The 13,626-nt window shown below is 71.6% G+C and carries 15 protein-coding genes and 1 pseudogene; 4 read left to right on the top strand and 12 right to left on the bottom strand.

What is annotated here, in order from left to right:
* Positions 1-49: 49 nt before the first annotated feature.
* The 3 genes and pseudogenes from ACZ3X1_RS05705 (at position 50) to ACZ3X1_RS05695 (ending at position 2,487) form a co-directional block, all read left to right on the top strand.
* The gene (locus tag ACZ3X1_RS05705; protein ID WP_467276990.1) at positions 50-721 is read left to right on the top strand and encodes a hypothetical protein; all 672 of its coding nucleotides are present in this window, start codon (positions 50-52) and stop codon (positions 719-721) included.
* 22 nt (positions 722-743) lie between these two features.
* A pseudogene (locus ACZ3X1_RS05700) lies at positions 744-1,065 on the top strand (TSUP family transporter); the annotation flags it as partial.
* A gap of 69 nt (positions 1,066-1,134) precedes the next feature.
* The gene (locus ACZ3X1_RS05695; RefSeq protein WP_467276987.1) at positions 1,135-2,487 is read left to right on the top strand and encodes a carboxyl transferase domain-containing protein; all 1,353 of its coding nucleotides are present in this window, start codon (positions 1,135-1,137) and stop codon (positions 2,485-2,487) included.
* 175 nt (positions 2,488-2,662) lie between these two features.
* Here ACZ3X1_RS05695 and ACZ3X1_RS05690 read toward each other — a convergent pair whose 3' ends face one another.
* A complete protein-coding gene (locus ACZ3X1_RS05690) occupies positions 2,663-3,925 on the bottom strand; it encodes an MFS transporter (RefSeq protein WP_467276985.1) in 1,263 nt (420 codons plus the stop codon).
* Positions 3,926-4,141: 216 nt separating this feature from the next.
* Between ACZ3X1_RS05690 and ACZ3X1_RS05685 the strand changes: the two genes are divergently transcribed.
* On the top strand, positions 4,142-5,299 hold the full coding sequence (locus ACZ3X1_RS05685) for a carboxylate-amine ligase (RefSeq protein WP_356810382.1): 1,158 nt from the start codon (positions 4,142-4,144) through the stop codon (positions 5,297-5,299).
* Positions 5,300-5,944: 645 nt separating this feature from the next.
* Here ACZ3X1_RS05685 and ACZ3X1_RS05680 read toward each other — a convergent pair.
* The 11 genes from ACZ3X1_RS05680 to ACZ3X1_RS05630 form a co-directional block, all read right to left on the bottom strand.
* Positions 5,945-6,196: a hypothetical protein gene (locus ACZ3X1_RS05680; protein WP_467276981.1), complete on the bottom strand. Its 252-nt coding sequence runs from the start codon at positions 6,194-6,196 to the stop codon at positions 5,945-5,947.
* A 77-nt stretch (positions 6,197-6,273) separates the two neighbouring features.
* Positions 6,274-6,939: a hypothetical protein gene (locus tag ACZ3X1_RS05675; RefSeq protein WP_467276977.1), complete on the bottom strand. Its 666-nt coding sequence runs from the start codon at positions 6,937-6,939 to the stop codon at positions 6,274-6,276.
* A gap of 50 nt (positions 6,940-6,989) precedes the next feature.
* Complete coding sequence (locus ACZ3X1_RS05670; protein ID WP_467276975.1) at positions 6,990-7,289, bottom strand: hypothetical protein; 300 nt, start codon at positions 7,287-7,289, stop codon at positions 6,990-6,992.
* Between the two features lie 89 nt (positions 7,290-7,378).
* Positions 7,379-8,449 (bottom strand): N-6 DNA methylase, encoded by a 1,071-nt coding sequence (locus ACZ3X1_RS05665; protein WP_467276971.1) that lies wholly within the window; start codon positions 8,447-8,449, stop codon positions 7,379-7,381.
* A gap of 57 nt (positions 8,450-8,506) precedes the next feature.
* The gene (locus ACZ3X1_RS05660; protein WP_467276968.1) at positions 8,507-9,073 is read right to left on the bottom strand and encodes a hypothetical protein; all 567 of its coding nucleotides are present in this window, start codon (positions 9,071-9,073) and stop codon (positions 8,507-8,509) included.
* 277 nt (positions 9,074-9,350) lie between these two features.
* Positions 9,351-9,650 carry a hypothetical protein gene (locus ACZ3X1_RS05655; protein WP_467276965.1) on the bottom strand — a complete coding sequence of 100 codons (300 nt, stop codon included), beginning with the start codon at positions 9,648-9,650 and terminating at the stop codon, positions 9,351-9,353.
* Between the two features lie 110 nt (positions 9,651-9,760).
* Positions 9,761-10,426: a RusA family crossover junction endodeoxyribonuclease gene (locus ACZ3X1_RS05650; RefSeq protein ID WP_467276962.1), complete on the bottom strand. Its 666-nt coding sequence runs from the start codon at positions 10,424-10,426 to the stop codon at positions 9,761-9,763.
* 65 nt (positions 10,427-10,491) lie between these two features.
* Positions 10,492-10,884, bottom strand: a complete 393-nt coding sequence (locus ACZ3X1_RS05645) for a hypothetical protein (RefSeq protein ID WP_467276960.1) — start codon at positions 10,882-10,884, stop codon at positions 10,492-10,494.
* Between the two features lie 438 nt (positions 10,885-11,322).
* Complete coding sequence (locus tag ACZ3X1_RS05640; protein ID WP_467276958.1) at positions 11,323-11,676, bottom strand: hypothetical protein; 354 nt, start codon at positions 11,674-11,676, stop codon at positions 11,323-11,325.
* An 11-nt stretch (positions 11,677-11,687) separates the two neighbouring features.
* On the bottom strand, positions 11,688-12,113 hold the full coding sequence (locus ACZ3X1_RS05635) for a hypothetical protein (protein ID WP_467276956.1): 426 nt from the start codon (positions 12,111-12,113) through the stop codon (positions 11,688-11,690).
* On the bottom strand, positions 12,110-13,597 hold the full coding sequence (locus ACZ3X1_RS05630) for a DNA cytosine methyltransferase (RefSeq protein ID WP_467276954.1): 1,488 nt from the start codon (positions 13,595-13,597) through the stop codon (positions 12,110-12,112). The genes ACZ3X1_RS05635 and ACZ3X1_RS05630 overlap by 4 nt, the downstream gene beginning before the upstream one ends.
* Between the last annotated feature and the right edge of the window lie 29 nt (positions 13,598-13,626).

The raw sequence follows: 13,626 nt of genomic DNA, 5'->3' as shown, positions 1-13,626 counted from the left end.
GCCGATACTCGTGCTCGTACCGCGGGGGTGCAGGAGGACGCTTCCCCGCATGAGCGAACTGATGACGCCGGCTCTGGCGGGCGCCGCCGCCGGTCTGGGCGTGGCGATGCCGATGGGCGCGATGAGCGTGCTGCTGCTCCAGGAGGCGATGCGGCACCGCCGGACCGCGATGGCCGCGGCCACCGGCATCGCCGCGGTCGACCTCGGCTACGCGGCCCTCGCCACGGCCGTCGGCCCCTGGGCGGCCTCCCACATCTCCCCGGTCGAGGCGTGGGTCCGGCTGGCCTCGGCGGCGATCCTGCTGGCCATCGCGGCCCACGGCCTCGCCGGAGCCCGCCCGAAGTACGCGGTCCCGCCGGCGCCCGGGGCGGACGGCCCGGGCGCGGCCGCCGGCACCTCGGGCGCCGCGCGGACCGCCACCGGCCTCCGGCCCGCCACGACCTTCGCCCGCTACGCCGCCCTGACCGCGGTCAACCCCACCACCGCCCTCTACTTCGCCGCCCTCACCACCGCCCAGGGCGCCACCCTCGGCTCCGGCCCGGCGGGGGCCGCCTTCCTCGTCGGCGTCGGCGCGGCCTCCCTCCTCTGGCAGCAGGCCCTCGTCGCCCTCGGCGCCCTCACGGGCGCCCGCATCTCCGCCACCGCCCGCGTCTGGACCTTCCGCCTGGGCTACGGCCTGGTCGCCGCCTACGCGGTGAAGATCGCCCTGCCCCTCCCCTGACGGTCGTCCGGCCCGCGAATCGGGGGGCGGCTCCCTCCTCGGCCCGATCCTGGTCGGCCGCGGAACGCCGGTCGCCACCGTCGCCCCCGCCGCGCTCGCCGCGCTCGCCGCGGCTTCGTCACCTCGGTCGTCGGCGCGGCCACGTACGCACTGCTCTCCCTCGCCGCCACGGGCTCCGTCGCCCCGGACCGGGCCCTGGCGCCGTCGTGCGGGGCGGGCGGCCTGCTCGGCGGACACCTCGGCGCCCGGATCCAGCCCCGGCTGCCCGAGACCGCGCTCCGGCTCCTGCTCGCCTCCCCGGCCGCGGCCATCGGGCGCTGTACGCCGTCCAGTTCCTGCGCTGACGGCACGGGCCCCGGCCGAAGTACTGTCGCCCGGACACGACTTCGGCCTATCCGACCTGGGGTGAACCCGTGACGACGACCCGACTCTCGGCCCGCGCGGCCATCGCCTCCGTGACCGACACCGGCAGCTTCACCGAGCTCCCCGCACCCCGCGGGGAGTCCCCCGCCGACGGCCCGCTGGCCTGGGCCGGCTACGACGACTCCCGTGCCCGCGCCACCGAGCGCACCGGCGAAGACGAGTCCGTCGTCACCGGCACCGCCCGCATCGGCGGCCGCGAAGCCGTCCTGGTCTCCTTCGAGTTCGGCTTCCTCGGCGGCTCGCTGGGCCGGCGCACCGGAGACCGGCTCGAAGCCGCGTACGCGCACGCCCGCGAGAGGCGCCTCCCCCTGGTCTCGCTCATCGCCACGGGCGGCTCCCGCATGCAGGAGGGCATGCTCGCGCTGACCCAGCTGCAGCGCGTGGCCCGCCAGAGCGTCCTGACCCGGGCCGCCGGACTCCCCCAGCTCGCCGTGCTGCGCGATCCGACCACCGGCGGCGGCTGGGCCACCCTCGGGGCCGGGGCCGACGTCGTCCTCGCGCTGCCCGGCGCACAGGTCGGCTTCGCCGGGTCCCGGGTCCGTCCGGCGGACGCGGACCCGGCGGCTTACACCGCCGAGGGGCAGTACGCCGCCGGCCACGTGGACGCCGTGGTCCCCGCCGTCCACCTGCCGGGCACCCTCGCGAACTGGCTCCGCGTCCTGGCCGCGCCCCGCTCCGGCGGCCCGGTCGAGCCGCCGGCCGCGCTGGCCGGCGTACGACCGCCCGACACCGGCTGGGACGCGGTACGGCAGGCCCGCGACCCCGGCCGGCCGCACGCCGAGGCGTACCTGGACGCGTACTTCGAGCTCCGCCTGCACCTCTCCGGGGACCGGGCGGGCGGCACGGATCCGGGCATGCTGTGCGGATTCGGGCTGCGGGAGGGCCGGGCCGTGGCCTACGCCGCCCAGTGCGGCACCGCCACCCGCCCGGCGGGATACCGCACGGCCGCCCGCGTGGTCCGCCTCGCGGACCGGCTCGGGGTCCCCGTCCTCACCCTGGTGGACACGCCGGGCGCGGCCAACGACGCCGCCGCCGAGCACGCGGGCGCGGGCGCCGCCATCGCCGACACCTTCGCGGCGCTGGCGGCGGCCACCGTCCCGGTCACCACCCTCCTGATCGGCGAGGGCGGTTCGGGCGGCGCCCTCGCGCTGGCCGCGCCGGGGAACACCTGGGTGACCCCGGACAGCTACTTCTCGGTCATCGCCCCGGAACTGGCCGCGGCCATCCTCAAGCGCCCCCCGTCGGCCGCCCCCGCCACGGCGGACCAGCTCCGCATCCGGCCCCAGGACCTGGTGGCGCTGGGCGTCGCCCGCGGCATCGTCGGCCCGGAGGACACCCGCTAGAGGGGCGGGCCCGCAGCCGGAGTTCGATCCGGTAGGACCGTGGCACCTGCTGGGCCGGCTCGTTGTCGTCGCTGACCAGCAGGACCCAGCCGCTAGGTCGTGTCCTCAAAGTCCCGCCTGCCCGGCGGGGCCTGCCCCGCCCTTCGGGCGGCCGACGCCACTTTGACGACACTCCCTAGGGCTGCGGCGAATCGGCGTCGTAGCGGGCGAAGTTGCGCCATCTCAGGGCCAGCAGACCCACCACCAGGACGCAGGCCAGTCCGCCGCACGTGACGGCGACGGCCGGGGAGGTCAGGTCGGCGGCGGTCCCGGCGAGGAAGTCCCCGAGCCGGGGCCCGCCGGCGACGACCACGATGAAGACGCCCTGGAGGCGCCCGCGCATGTCGTCGGGGGTGGCGGCCTGCAGCATGGTGGTGCGGAACACCATCGAGACGGTGTCCGCGTAGCCGGCCAGGGCCAGGAAGAACAGGCCGAGCCACAGGTTCCGCGTGAGGCCGAACACCGCGATGGCCGACCCCCATCCGGCGACGGCGAGCAGGATCGCCAGCCCGTGCCTCCGGATGCGGGACTGCCAGCCGGAGAACAGACCGCCCATCAGCGCCCCGGCGGCGATCGCGGCCACCATCAGGCCGACCGTTGTCGCCTCGTCGCCGTACCAGAGGAGGGCGATGGCGGGGAACAGCGCCTTCGGCTGGGCCAGCACCATCGCGGCCATGTCGGTGAAGAACGTCATCCGGATGTTGGGCCGGGTGCCGAGGAAGCGCAGTCCGTCGGCGACGGAGGCCCTCCCCCGCGCGCCCTCGGCCCGGTCCGGCTTCATCGACGGCAGCCGCCACATCGCGTAGAGCGCGGCGGTGAAGGTCACGGCGTCGATCAGATACGCCCACTCGTAGCCCCCGACGGCGACGATCAGCCCGCCCAGGGCGGGGCCGACCATCGTGCCGAAGGTCATGGTCACGGAGTTCAGGGCGTTGGCCGCGGGCAGCTGCTCCGCAGGCAGCAGCCTCGGGATCATGGCGGAGCGCGCCGGTCCGGTCAGCGCCCCGCAGACGGCCTGGAGCGCGACGACGGCGTACAGGAACCAGACGCGGTGGTAGCCGAGCAGTGCGGCCGCAGCGAGTAGGACCGACAGTGCGGCGGCGCCGAGGGAGCTGTAGAGGCCGAGCTTGCGCCGGTCCACGGTGTCGGCGACGGCACCGCCGTAGAGACCGAACACGATCAGCGGGACGAGGGAGAAGAGCCCCACCAGACCGACGGCGAAGCTGGACCGGGTGATGTCGTAGACCTGCAGGGAGATCGCGAGGGCGGTCATCGCCTGGCCGACCCAGGAGATCGTTCCGCCGAGCCACAGTCTCCGGTAGTCCGGGGACGCGCTCAGCGGGGTGAGGTCGGCGAATATTCGCCGCCGGGGGCGGGTCGGCTCAGTAGTACGAGTCACATCGGATGATAAGCATCAGCCCGTCGGCGCCCCCAGGGCGCCGTCCGCCTTCTTCGCACACCGGCAACAGTCGCCCCACCCTGCTCCGGGCTCCCGGAGCAGAGGGCTTATTGCCGGTAACTCGCCACTATCACCGGACATTTGACCGAATCGGCGTGCGCTCCTCCCCTCGGGTTCAGCTCATGATGAAAAGACTCGTATGTCCAGGGAGGCGTAGTGATCGAACCTGGCAACAGCACCACGAGCACCGGTACGACGCAGAAGACGGTGCGCCCCACCGTGCCCCTCACCGTCGGCGTCGAGGAGGAGTTCCTGCTCGTCGACGCCCGCACGCTCCGGGTGGTCCCCGCCGCCCCGCTGGTCCTGGCGACGGCCGCCGGGCTGCCGGGCGAGATGCACCCCGAAGGCACCCGCTATCAGGTGGAGATATCCACCCCGGTTGCCGACTCGGCGGCCTCGCTGCGCGCCGAACTCGTCACGCTGCGGCGCACCCTCGGGCGGGCGGCCCGCGCCCACGGCTGCCGGCTCCTGGCCGCGCCCTCGCCGGTCCTCGCGGTGGAGGGGCCGCTGCACCTGACGGATGACGAGCCGCGCCAGCGCGAGCAGCACCGCCGCTTCGGCGCGCTCACCGACACCCTGGTCAGCTGCGGCCGCCACGTCCACATCGGCACGCTCGACGTGGACACGGCGGTGGCGGTGTCCAACCGGATCAGACCATGGCTGCCCACGCTGATCGCGCTGGCCGCCAACTCGCCGTTCTGGGGCGGACGGGACACCGGCCACTCCAGCTGGCGGGCGATGGCCTGGTCCGGCTGGCCCTCGGCGGGTCCGCCTCCGCACTTCACGTCCACGGCCCACTTCCGGCGCTCCGTGCAGACCCTGCTCGGCTCGGGGGCCGCCCTGGACACCAAGATGGTCTATTGGGACCTCCGCCCCTCGGGGCACTGGCCGACGCTGGAGTTCCGGGCGCCGGACATGTCCCCGGACGTCGACTCGGCGGTCCTGCAGGCCGAACTGGCCCGCGCGCTGGTGGCCACCGCGCTGCGCGAGATCCGCGAGCAGCGCCCCGAGCCGGCCGTACGGGACGACGTACTGCGCCTGGCGCGCTGGCGGGCGGCCCACGACGGCCTGGAGGGCTTCGGCCTCGACCCGTACACGGGCGCGGAACTCCCGGCGGCCGACCTCGCGGAGGCCCTGCTGGACCTGGTCGCCCCGGAACTGGCCGCCGCCGGCGACCTGGACCATGCGGCCAAGACCCTCGCCGCCCTCCTGCGCGACGGCTCGGGCGCCCACCGCCAGCGAGCGGCCTACGCCCGCCGCCAGGACCTGACGGACGTCCTGCGCCACCTCGTGGACGAAACGGAGGACTTCTGACGGGCCGCTCCCCAGGAAACCCCCCAAGGCGCGGGCGCGCGGTCGGCGCGCCCGCGCCTCAGGACGGGACGCGGCCGGTCGAGACCCTGCGCGACGCGCCCCGCCGCGTCCCTGCGTCGCCCCCGACGTCCTGCCGCTGCTCGTCAACGCCTGCTCGGCCGCCTGCTCGGCCCCTTGCGGGCGCAGCCACCGGGCGAGCGCGCCTGACGGCCCGGCAGCCCCGGAAAACGCCAAAGCCGCAGGTGCGATCGTTTCTGCACCTGCGGCTCGCAGTGGGGCGGGTGGGACTCGAACCCACGGCCGACGGATTATGAGTCCTCTCGGGATCTTGGCGGCCTGTGCGGCTTGACTCCGATCTATGCCGTTTTCGCAGGTCAGACGCGCCGCGACGTGTCAGTTTGCTCCACTCTTTGCCTGTCTCTTCCTGCCCTTGTGTCCCCTCGCCGTCCCCGGACGGTCCACTTCAGGTCGCTTCCGCTCAGGCAGACGAGCCCACATCCGCTCAACCAGCGAGTTCCGAACTACAGCGCAGCGGATTCTCATTCCAACGCAGCGAGGCTCCGCCCCCCGTACTCGGGGAGCGGAGCCTCGTGGCCTTCAACAGGCCGGTTCGCGTGTCGGTACTGAGCTTAGTGGGCGAACCGATTACGGCCTAGTGATCTGTTGGACAACTGCCTCAGCCGCAAGTCTGGCCAGGTTGTCGACCCCAGTGATGCTTGCAGCGTTGACGTTCTTCAGGGGCTCGGCGGGATCACCTGCCGATGAGATCCTGGCCCACGCGGCCAGCACAGCGTCGACCAGGTCGCGTCGAACACCCACGCCCCCGGCGTTGTACGTGTGGCTGTCCAACCGCGGTGTGGCGTCGTCTTCGAGTTCGTGGATCAGCGGCTCGCTCATGTCGGTCATCCTGCCTCACGGGTAGTGGGGGGGTGTCGCAGTTGAGTGGGCCAGACGGAGCGGCCACTGTGCCGCGCTCATGCGGGTTCGGCTGCGGCCGCAGGCCGACGCCTCGGCTTCCGGGCGGCGGGTGTCTTCCTCCGAGTGGCGTTGGGGCTCTTGGCCTCGGGCTCGGGCTTCGTCGGCGGGTTGCTGCCCGCGTGGGGCTCGGTTGCCGACGTGGATTCCGGATCCCGACCCGCACCGGGTTCAGGTTCCTGGCCAGCATCAGATGTGGGCTTCGGGGTGGGCGTCGACGCGGGCTCTGCATGCGACTCAGCCACTGCGGCGGCGAGTGCATGGCTGAACGCCTCCTCCCACGGTCGGTGGCCGACGTAGTGGGGTTTGAACTCGAAGGCGGGCAGGAGGTCGTTGGTGAGCTTCTCGAGGATGAGGTCCGCCGGGTCGGTGTCCTCGGCATCGATGAGGGAGATGGCTGCGTGGTAGAGCTGGCCGTCGAGCAGGCCGAGGGTGGGAGGTTCGCTTTCGCCGGCGGGCTTGGCGTTTCCGATGATCCACAGCTGGACGAAGGCGCCGCCGAAGATGGGGCGGAAGCCCAGGACGCGGCCGTCCGGGTATCCCATTTCGGCCGCCCCGTTGGCGAGGACTGTGTCGCGAAGGCTGAATCCGATGCCCAGGGCATTGCAGACGGCTTCGGCGACCTGCCTTGTGGCTTCGTCGTTGATGAGCACTTCGGTCTCCAAGAGGTCATGCGGGGGCCCGCCCCGGGGTGGGGCGGGCCCGCTGGGTGGTGTTACAGCTCGGGGTAGGTGCCGGTCTGGTCGCCGAACCAGAAGCCGATGTAGTCGTCGACGACGCCGGCGAAGCGGGTGGCGGGGGCGCTGCGGCCGTAGACGACCTCGATGGCGTCGATGAGGCCGGTGTCGGGGTGGATGAGGGTGAGGTGCATGGTGACGTCGCCGTCTCGGTTGGGCGTCAGCTGGGCCTTGACGCGGCGGACGTCGTCGTCGCTGGGGGCGATGAGGATGTTGTCGCCGATGATCGTGTAGCGGTCGGCGTGGATCTGGACGGCGACGGCCTGGTTGCGGTTCATGGGGTTCCCTCCCTTTCGTTACTTCTATTCTATAGGCGTTCACGGGGGGCACAAGAACGTGCCACAAGAAGTTTGAGCAGGTCAGAACCCTAAGCGGCGCCCGTCAGGGTGGCTTCCAGGCGGCGGATGCGCGCCAGGAACTGGGCACCCTCCACCATCCGGTCCCGGCGCGCATGCGACTCCCGCCACTCGGCCGCCGCGCGAACGTACGGGTCACCTTCGGTCAACGTGTCGGCACAGGCCACCAGGACGTGCGGGCCGAGGTCCCACAAGATCGCGTTGACGGCCGCGCCGGCGGCGGCCAGGGGGTCGATGTCCGTCATGGCCCAGCCGAAGTCGTGGGGATTGAGCCCTTGCTCGCGCATGTGCTGGGCTGCGGCGCGGTACATCCCCCCGGTGCCGCTGCACGGGTCGTTGAACTTCATCCCCGGGGTCGGCGGCTCGTCGGTGAGCAGAATCCGCGCCATCAGCTCGCTGAGCTCCGGTGGTGTGTAGATCTCCGCCAGCGCCTCGCGAGCACCGTGGGACCTCATGACGGTAATGACCGCGCCGAGCACGTCGGCATCGGAGCTGCCCTGGAAGTCGGGTGCGGCGCTGGCGAGGTGAAGCAGCCCGCCGGTCAGGGCTGCGCGGGCCACCGCGCGGACGGCCTTGATGCGGTTGGGCTCGGGGCGCTCGTCGTCGAGCCACCGGTGAAGGAGAGTTGCGCGATCGATGAGGTCGGGGCGCTGGATCCACCACCTGGCCCAGCACTCTCGGAGGGCGGCGAGGAAGTCCTCGTCGTTGAGGTCAAGCCACCAGTGGGCGGCCAGGGGTGCATCCGGGCCACGCAGCGGCCACAGGGCGAGGGCTGCGACGACGCCCGCGGGGATTTCCAGTCGGTTGCCGCCGTGGGCCCCATGCCAGGCAGCTTCGACGGCTTGGGCGATGTCGTGTGCGGCGTGGTGGGGGTTGCGCTGGAGGGGTACGTAGTGCCGGTTCGCCGGGTGGGGTGGGGGCGGGGTGGGCGCGGCGGCCTGGTGCGGGCGGCGAGCAGGGATGGCGATGGTGACGGGGGCTGGCGGAGGGGGGAGGTCAGGCAGCGCCGCTCGGAAGGTGGCCGGCGGGGTGGATGCGGGGGCCTTGCGGGGCTGGTCTTCGCTGAACAGGTCGAGCTGCATGGCGTCTCTCTCGGTGAGGGTGAGGGTGGCCGATCCGTAGCCGCCCCCACCTGGGGGTCACTGGTGGTCGAGCGGGCGGCCGGTGGGGCTTCCGTGCGCCACGAACTGGTTCCACATGCGGGTCATCTCGCGGAGGGCGTCCTCCTTGGAGGTGGCGTTGACTGCGGCGACAGCGAGGCCGTCGTCTGCGATCTGCCGGAGTCGGCTGTCGTGTGCGGCTCCTCCGACTGGCGGCTGCTCGGCGCTCACGGGACGGATGGTGTTGCCATCGGCGCGGAAGGTGACCCACCAGATGGGGCGCGGGGGGTACAGGGTCAGGAGTGCGGCGAGGTGGGCGCTGGCCTCGCTGGCCAGGCGGGGGACGGCATCGGGACCGACGAGCTGCAAGGCGAGGTCGAGCAGTTGAGGTGCGGCGAAGTAGCGCAGTAGGTCCCGGTACTGGGCCAGGGGCAGGTTCGCCAGGTCGTCCGGGCGGTCTCGCCAGCTGCGGTCGAGGGCCTTTTCGACGTTGGTCAGTGCGGCCTTCAGGTGGCGCTCGTCTGGCTGGTGCACGAAGAGAAGCAGGGCCATGGCGCCGAGGTGGTGCTCGTGGGTGGGTATGGAGGCGGGTTCGTGTCGCTTCACGGTGACTCCTGGGTAGGTGAGGCCCGCCCATCCCCTCCAAATGCCTATTCTATAGGCATTCAGGGCAGGGGTGGGCGTGCATAAAGGGAACTGAGGGGGCGATCTTCAGCGCGTCAGGAGCGTTCGCGGGCTCGGATAAGGGCGTACGCGGTGACGATGAGGATGTCGAGGCCGATCCAGACCAAGAGACCGACGGCGACCTGCTGGAAGTTCATTGAGCGTCTTTCCGTTGGAGCGAGGCCCGGGCGGCCGGCGGCGGCCGCCCGGACATGGAGGGTCAACCGCGGCAAGCGAGGGTGCCGCACAGAACCCGGAAGATGACGGCGGCCGACTCCAGCTCGTCGCAGGGGTGGGGCCGGTCGGCCATGGGAATGAGGAGCGCGAGGAGCGCGTCGACGATCTCGTCGGCGAAGAGGAACTGCCAGTCGGCGTCGGTGGAGCCGAGCATGCGCCGGGCGGCTTCCGTGAGGGTTTCGTCGATCAGCCCCATCAGCCCCACGACCTCGGCGCGGTCGAGCCGGGCGTCGGCGCTCAGCTTGGCCTCGATGTCGCCGCGCTGGTAGGTGCCGAGCATCATGCTTCCCTCCCCTGGATCCGGAGGGGCTTCCCCCCTCTCTCTGTTTCTATTCTATATGCATTTCGGGGGGTGGCAAAGATCGCCCGGCAAGAACTTGGCGTGAGGCAGGACTATTTCAGCAGGTCAGAGCCACCGAGGTCTCGGATGTGGAGGGCGAGCCGGGGACTGGCCGCTACCTCTCCGATACGCATGTCGGGGCCGACAAGACGGGTGTGGTCGTCGTCCTGGAGCACGCCCTGGTCCACCATGCCGTCCAGCAGCGCCTTGAAGCTGGGGTACCAGTTGGCCGGGTCTCGGCGCCGGCGGTCCTGCGGGTGGAACACGCCTATGACGTGGACCCGGTCGAGGCTGGGCAGGCCTCGCGAGGCAAAGCGTGCGGCCTGCCGCAGGGCTCGGGTCTTCTGCGCTCGCTGATGGTGGTGGAGCCGATCGTTGGCGTTCAGCAGGTCCAGGCCCGGCGGCAGTCGGATGAGGAAGCGTCGGCCGGGCAGGCCGTCGAACCAGTCCTTCTCGGCGGCCCCCGCGTGGGGCAGGGCGGCCTGGGCCTCGTCCTCGCTGGCGGGCGCGTACCCGGTCAGCCTGGGCTTGCCGGTGCGGGTTCGTGCGGTGGGGTGCAACGACACGGTGAGGATCTCCCGGCGGCGCTTGCCCGTGTTGGCGTCGACGACGACGGCTCGGGCTTCGCCTTCGGTGTAGCTGACCACGCGCAGCCGGACGTCTCCCAGGTCCATCGGGTGGCAGGAGACGAATGTCCGGCCGGGCCAAATGTGGGTCATGATCAGCTCCTTGCTGGTGGGGGTGCCGGGCGGGGGCGGAGACCGGTCGCCCCCGCCCGGGGTGTTCAGCGGGTTTCGGTGGACGGGTCGTCGGCCAGGTCCCAGACCCATTCCAGACCCGCGCCGGGGTAGAGACCCTGCTCGGTGGGGCTGATGATCCGCGTGATGCCCTTCGGGCCGTCCTGCTCGTAGTAGCCCCAGCTGATCGCGAGGACGACGGCCTGGGGATTGCCGCTGGCGTCAGTGCCTCCCTCGATGACGTGTACGGCATCTACTCGGTCGTGGCCGTGTCTGGCCACGTCGGCTGCCGTGTCAGCGGCTATGGCGCGCATGGTGTCGAGCGAGAAGTACGGATTGACTCCTCCGTGCATGCCCGGTCCGCTGACAAGGGCGGGGTACGTCCGGCCGTCGAAACCCATGACGTCGGCGGGGATCATCGTGACGAGGGCGGGGGTCATGACTGCTCCTTGTGTATGGCTGCGCCTGGGCTGACTGGGGCGGGACTGGGGTGGGGGCAGTCGCTGCCCGTGGCGGCCACCCCGGTCAGGCTGGCGCTCAAGGCCCCCGCGTCCACGAGCCGCAGGGCCAGGGATCGTTTCCGGCCCACGGGGTGCGCGGCGTAGCCGGCGCAGATGGAGCCGACGCCAGTGCCGAGGGTGTCGTGGCAGACGATGTGCCCCTCGCTGGCGATGGTGTGGGCAGTGAGCTGGGCAAGGCGGCCAGGTGCGAGGTGCATCAGGTTGCCGGGGCGGAAGATGCACGTGGGGCATAGGTCCGCGCAGATTCGTACGGTTCTGGTCTGCGGGTCGGCGACAGGGTCGACGTGGTCGGTCATAGGTGGTGGGATCCCCTTCGGGTGGCGCCCCGGGGTGGGTCCGGGGCGGCCGTGGAGCAGGTCAGGCGGCGTCGGCAGCAGCGGCGTCTGCTGCGGTGTTGTCCTGGTGGGCGACGGCCTCGATGACGACGCCGGCGTATGTGCCGTAGGTGCGCCGGACGGTCGCGTTGGGGTACGCGTTGGAGGGCCTGGTGTGCGAGTCGGGGTTCTCGCTGCCGATGAGGGCCGCCCACCGCTCGTAGATGCCGGTGTCGGGCCGGTCGAAGTAGAGCTGGATGCCGAGCCGGTGGTGGTCGTTGTCGTCGAATACGGGGCCGAGGTCGATCCGTGGAACGGGCAGATCCGGGTTGGCCTGGGCGATCAGGGCAATGGCGGCCACCGGGGCCAGGAGGTCGCGCATGGTGGGGTCGGTCATGGTCGCTCCAGTCAGGATGCTTCGTCGAGGGCGAGGGCAAGCTGCTCGTGGCGGTTGAGGTGGTTGTCGCACTTGGTGCACATGCGTTCGGCGGCACGCCGGTGGGCGCGGACGCCCTGCTTGCTGCCGCAGGACTGACGGCCGACGGGCGGAAGGAGCTCGCTGTCGTCGGCTCCGTCGACCGCGGCGAGGATCGTGCCGTCGTTCCAGATGCGGCCGCCGCACACGCCGTCGAACGCGGCCTTGGCCGGGTTGACCTGGCGGATGCATGCGGCCCTGAACGGGCAGCGGCCGCAGACGTACAGGAGCGGGTCGCAGATGTCGCGCAGGCCGCTGATGTCCGTCCAGCGGTCTGCGGCGGGCGAGAAGTTGTCGTCGCCGAAGCAGGGGGCGTGAGCGGTCACGTGGGTTTCGGTGGTCTGCCGGGGTCCGGTCACAGGACGGCCTCCAGTTGCTGGCCCAGCCACTTCGCGACGTTCACGGAGACCGCGTTCCCGGCCTGCATGGTCTGCTCGGCTTGGTTGCCGTAGACGACGTACTTCTGGGGGAACCGCTGGCCGAGGAGCTGCTCGCGCGGGTTCAGCATGCGGAAGTAGCAGTCCTCGACGGCGGGTGCGGTGCGTACGAGACCGGCGGAGTCGCGGGTGGCGAGGGTGTGGATCGGTTCGGCCGCAGTCTTGACGGCGGCCTTGCGGTAGGGGATGACGAGGGTGTTTCGGGCGATGGCTGGGGCGACGCCGCCGGGCACGACGAGTCCGTGGTGGTTGCCCTGGGCGGTGACGGTCGCGAGGGGGTCGGTGGCCCGGGACGCTGTGGCGTTGTTGCGGTACTCGATGATGAACGGGTCGACGGTGACCAGGGCCTCGCTCTCACGGGTGAGGCGGGTACGCAGCGGGACGTCCACGGATGCGGGCTCGGTGTTCCACGATCCGCCGGTGGGAACGAGGAGGGCATCGCCTTGCTTGACGGTGCGGGTCGGCAGCGGCTGGCGGCCGATGGCGAATGCGCGGTCGCCGCCGTTCTTGCCGTGGACGAGGTTGATGCCGCTCGGCTCGTACGGGAACTTGGCCAGGCCCGACCGGATGCGGGCCATGGTGGTCTCCGCCAGCGGCTTGCGGCGGTCGCCGATGCGGCCGCCGAGGTCGGCCCAGTTGATGATGTCGCTTGCTGGCCGCACGTACGGCTCAACCATCGCGTGGCCGCAGTCCGTGTTGGGGCAGCAGTAGATGTAGTCCCTCCGGTACTTGCCGATGCGCTGCTTCTCGTTGTTCCAGGATTGGCGGGCGGGCACGTCCTCGCCGCAGTCCACGCAGTGGGCGAGGGGGCGGGGCTCGACATCGGGTGCGCGCATGGTCTTGAGGGTGAAGACGCAGTACATGCGGTCTCGCCACTGGGGGGCGCGCAGATTCGTTTCGTCTCCGACGTGGGCGCTCGAGACGGAGACGATCTGTGCGCGGTAGCCGAGCTTGTCCATGGTGGCGATCCACTCGGGGAAGAGCAGCCAGTCGAGGCCGAATTCGACGACGTTCTCCACGATGACGGCCTTGAACTTCTTCGCCTCGGCGGCTCGGACGACGCACCACGCGGTGGCTCGGGTGCGTTCGAAGGCGTCCTTGGGGAGGGAGTTCCAGTCGTCGAGACCGTCGAGCATGTCGAGCTGTTCGGATTCGCGGCGGCGGCCGCCGGCGGGGCTGATCTCGGTGCAGATGACGGACGCCCACAGCACGTCCGCGCGGGGCAGGTACTTCATGGGGAAGCCGGTGATGTCGATGCAGGCGTGGTCGGCGTTGGGGTGGTTGGCGGCGTGGCTGTCGATGGCGAGCTGCCAGTGGTTGACGCCGAGGACGAGCTCGTATCCGGCTTCGGTGAGGCCGGTGCTGCTGCCGCCGGCGCCGCACAGGAGGTCGATGACGCGGTTCACGGTGGTGGTGCTCCAAGAGGTCTGCCGGG

This window comes from Streptomyces sp. NPDC023541 (assembly GCF_055559995.1).
Note: the sequence above shows the minus strand (reverse complement) of the source record. Positions and strands in the feature narration are given on the sequence as shown.

Bases quoted from the DNA above. Each gene is read 5' to 3' on its own strand.
- ACZ3X1_RS05705 (WP_467276990.1), top strand. From the start codon at position 50: ATGAGCGAACTGATGACGCCGGCTCTGGCGGGCGCCGCCGCCGGTCTG.
- ACZ3X1_RS05680 (WP_467276981.1), bottom strand. From the start codon at position 6,196: ATGAGCGAGCCGCTGATCCACGAACTCGAAGACGACGCCACACCGCGG.
- ACZ3X1_RS05670 (WP_467276975.1), bottom strand. From the start codon at position 7,289: ATGAACCGCAACCAGGCCGTCGCCGTCCAGATCCACGCCGACCGCTAC.
- ACZ3X1_RS05665 (WP_467276971.1), bottom strand. From the start codon at position 8,449: ATGCAGCTCGACCTGTTCAGCGAAGACCAGCCCCGCAAGGCCCCCGCA.
- ACZ3X1_RS05655 (WP_467276965.1), bottom strand. From the start codon at position 9,650: ATGATGCTCGGCACCTACCAGCGCGGCGACATCGAGGCCAAGCTGAGC.
- ACZ3X1_RS05650 (WP_467276962.1), bottom strand. From the start codon at position 10,426: ATGACCCACATTTGGCCCGGCCGGACATTCGTCTCCTGCCACCCGATG.
- ACZ3X1_RS05645 (WP_467276960.1), bottom strand. From the start codon at position 10,884: ATGACCCCCGCCCTCGTCACGATGATCCCCGCCGACGTCATGGGTTTC.
- ACZ3X1_RS05640 (WP_467276958.1), bottom strand. From the start codon at position 11,676: ATGACCGACCCCACCATGCGCGACCTCCTGGCCCCGGTGGCCGCCATT.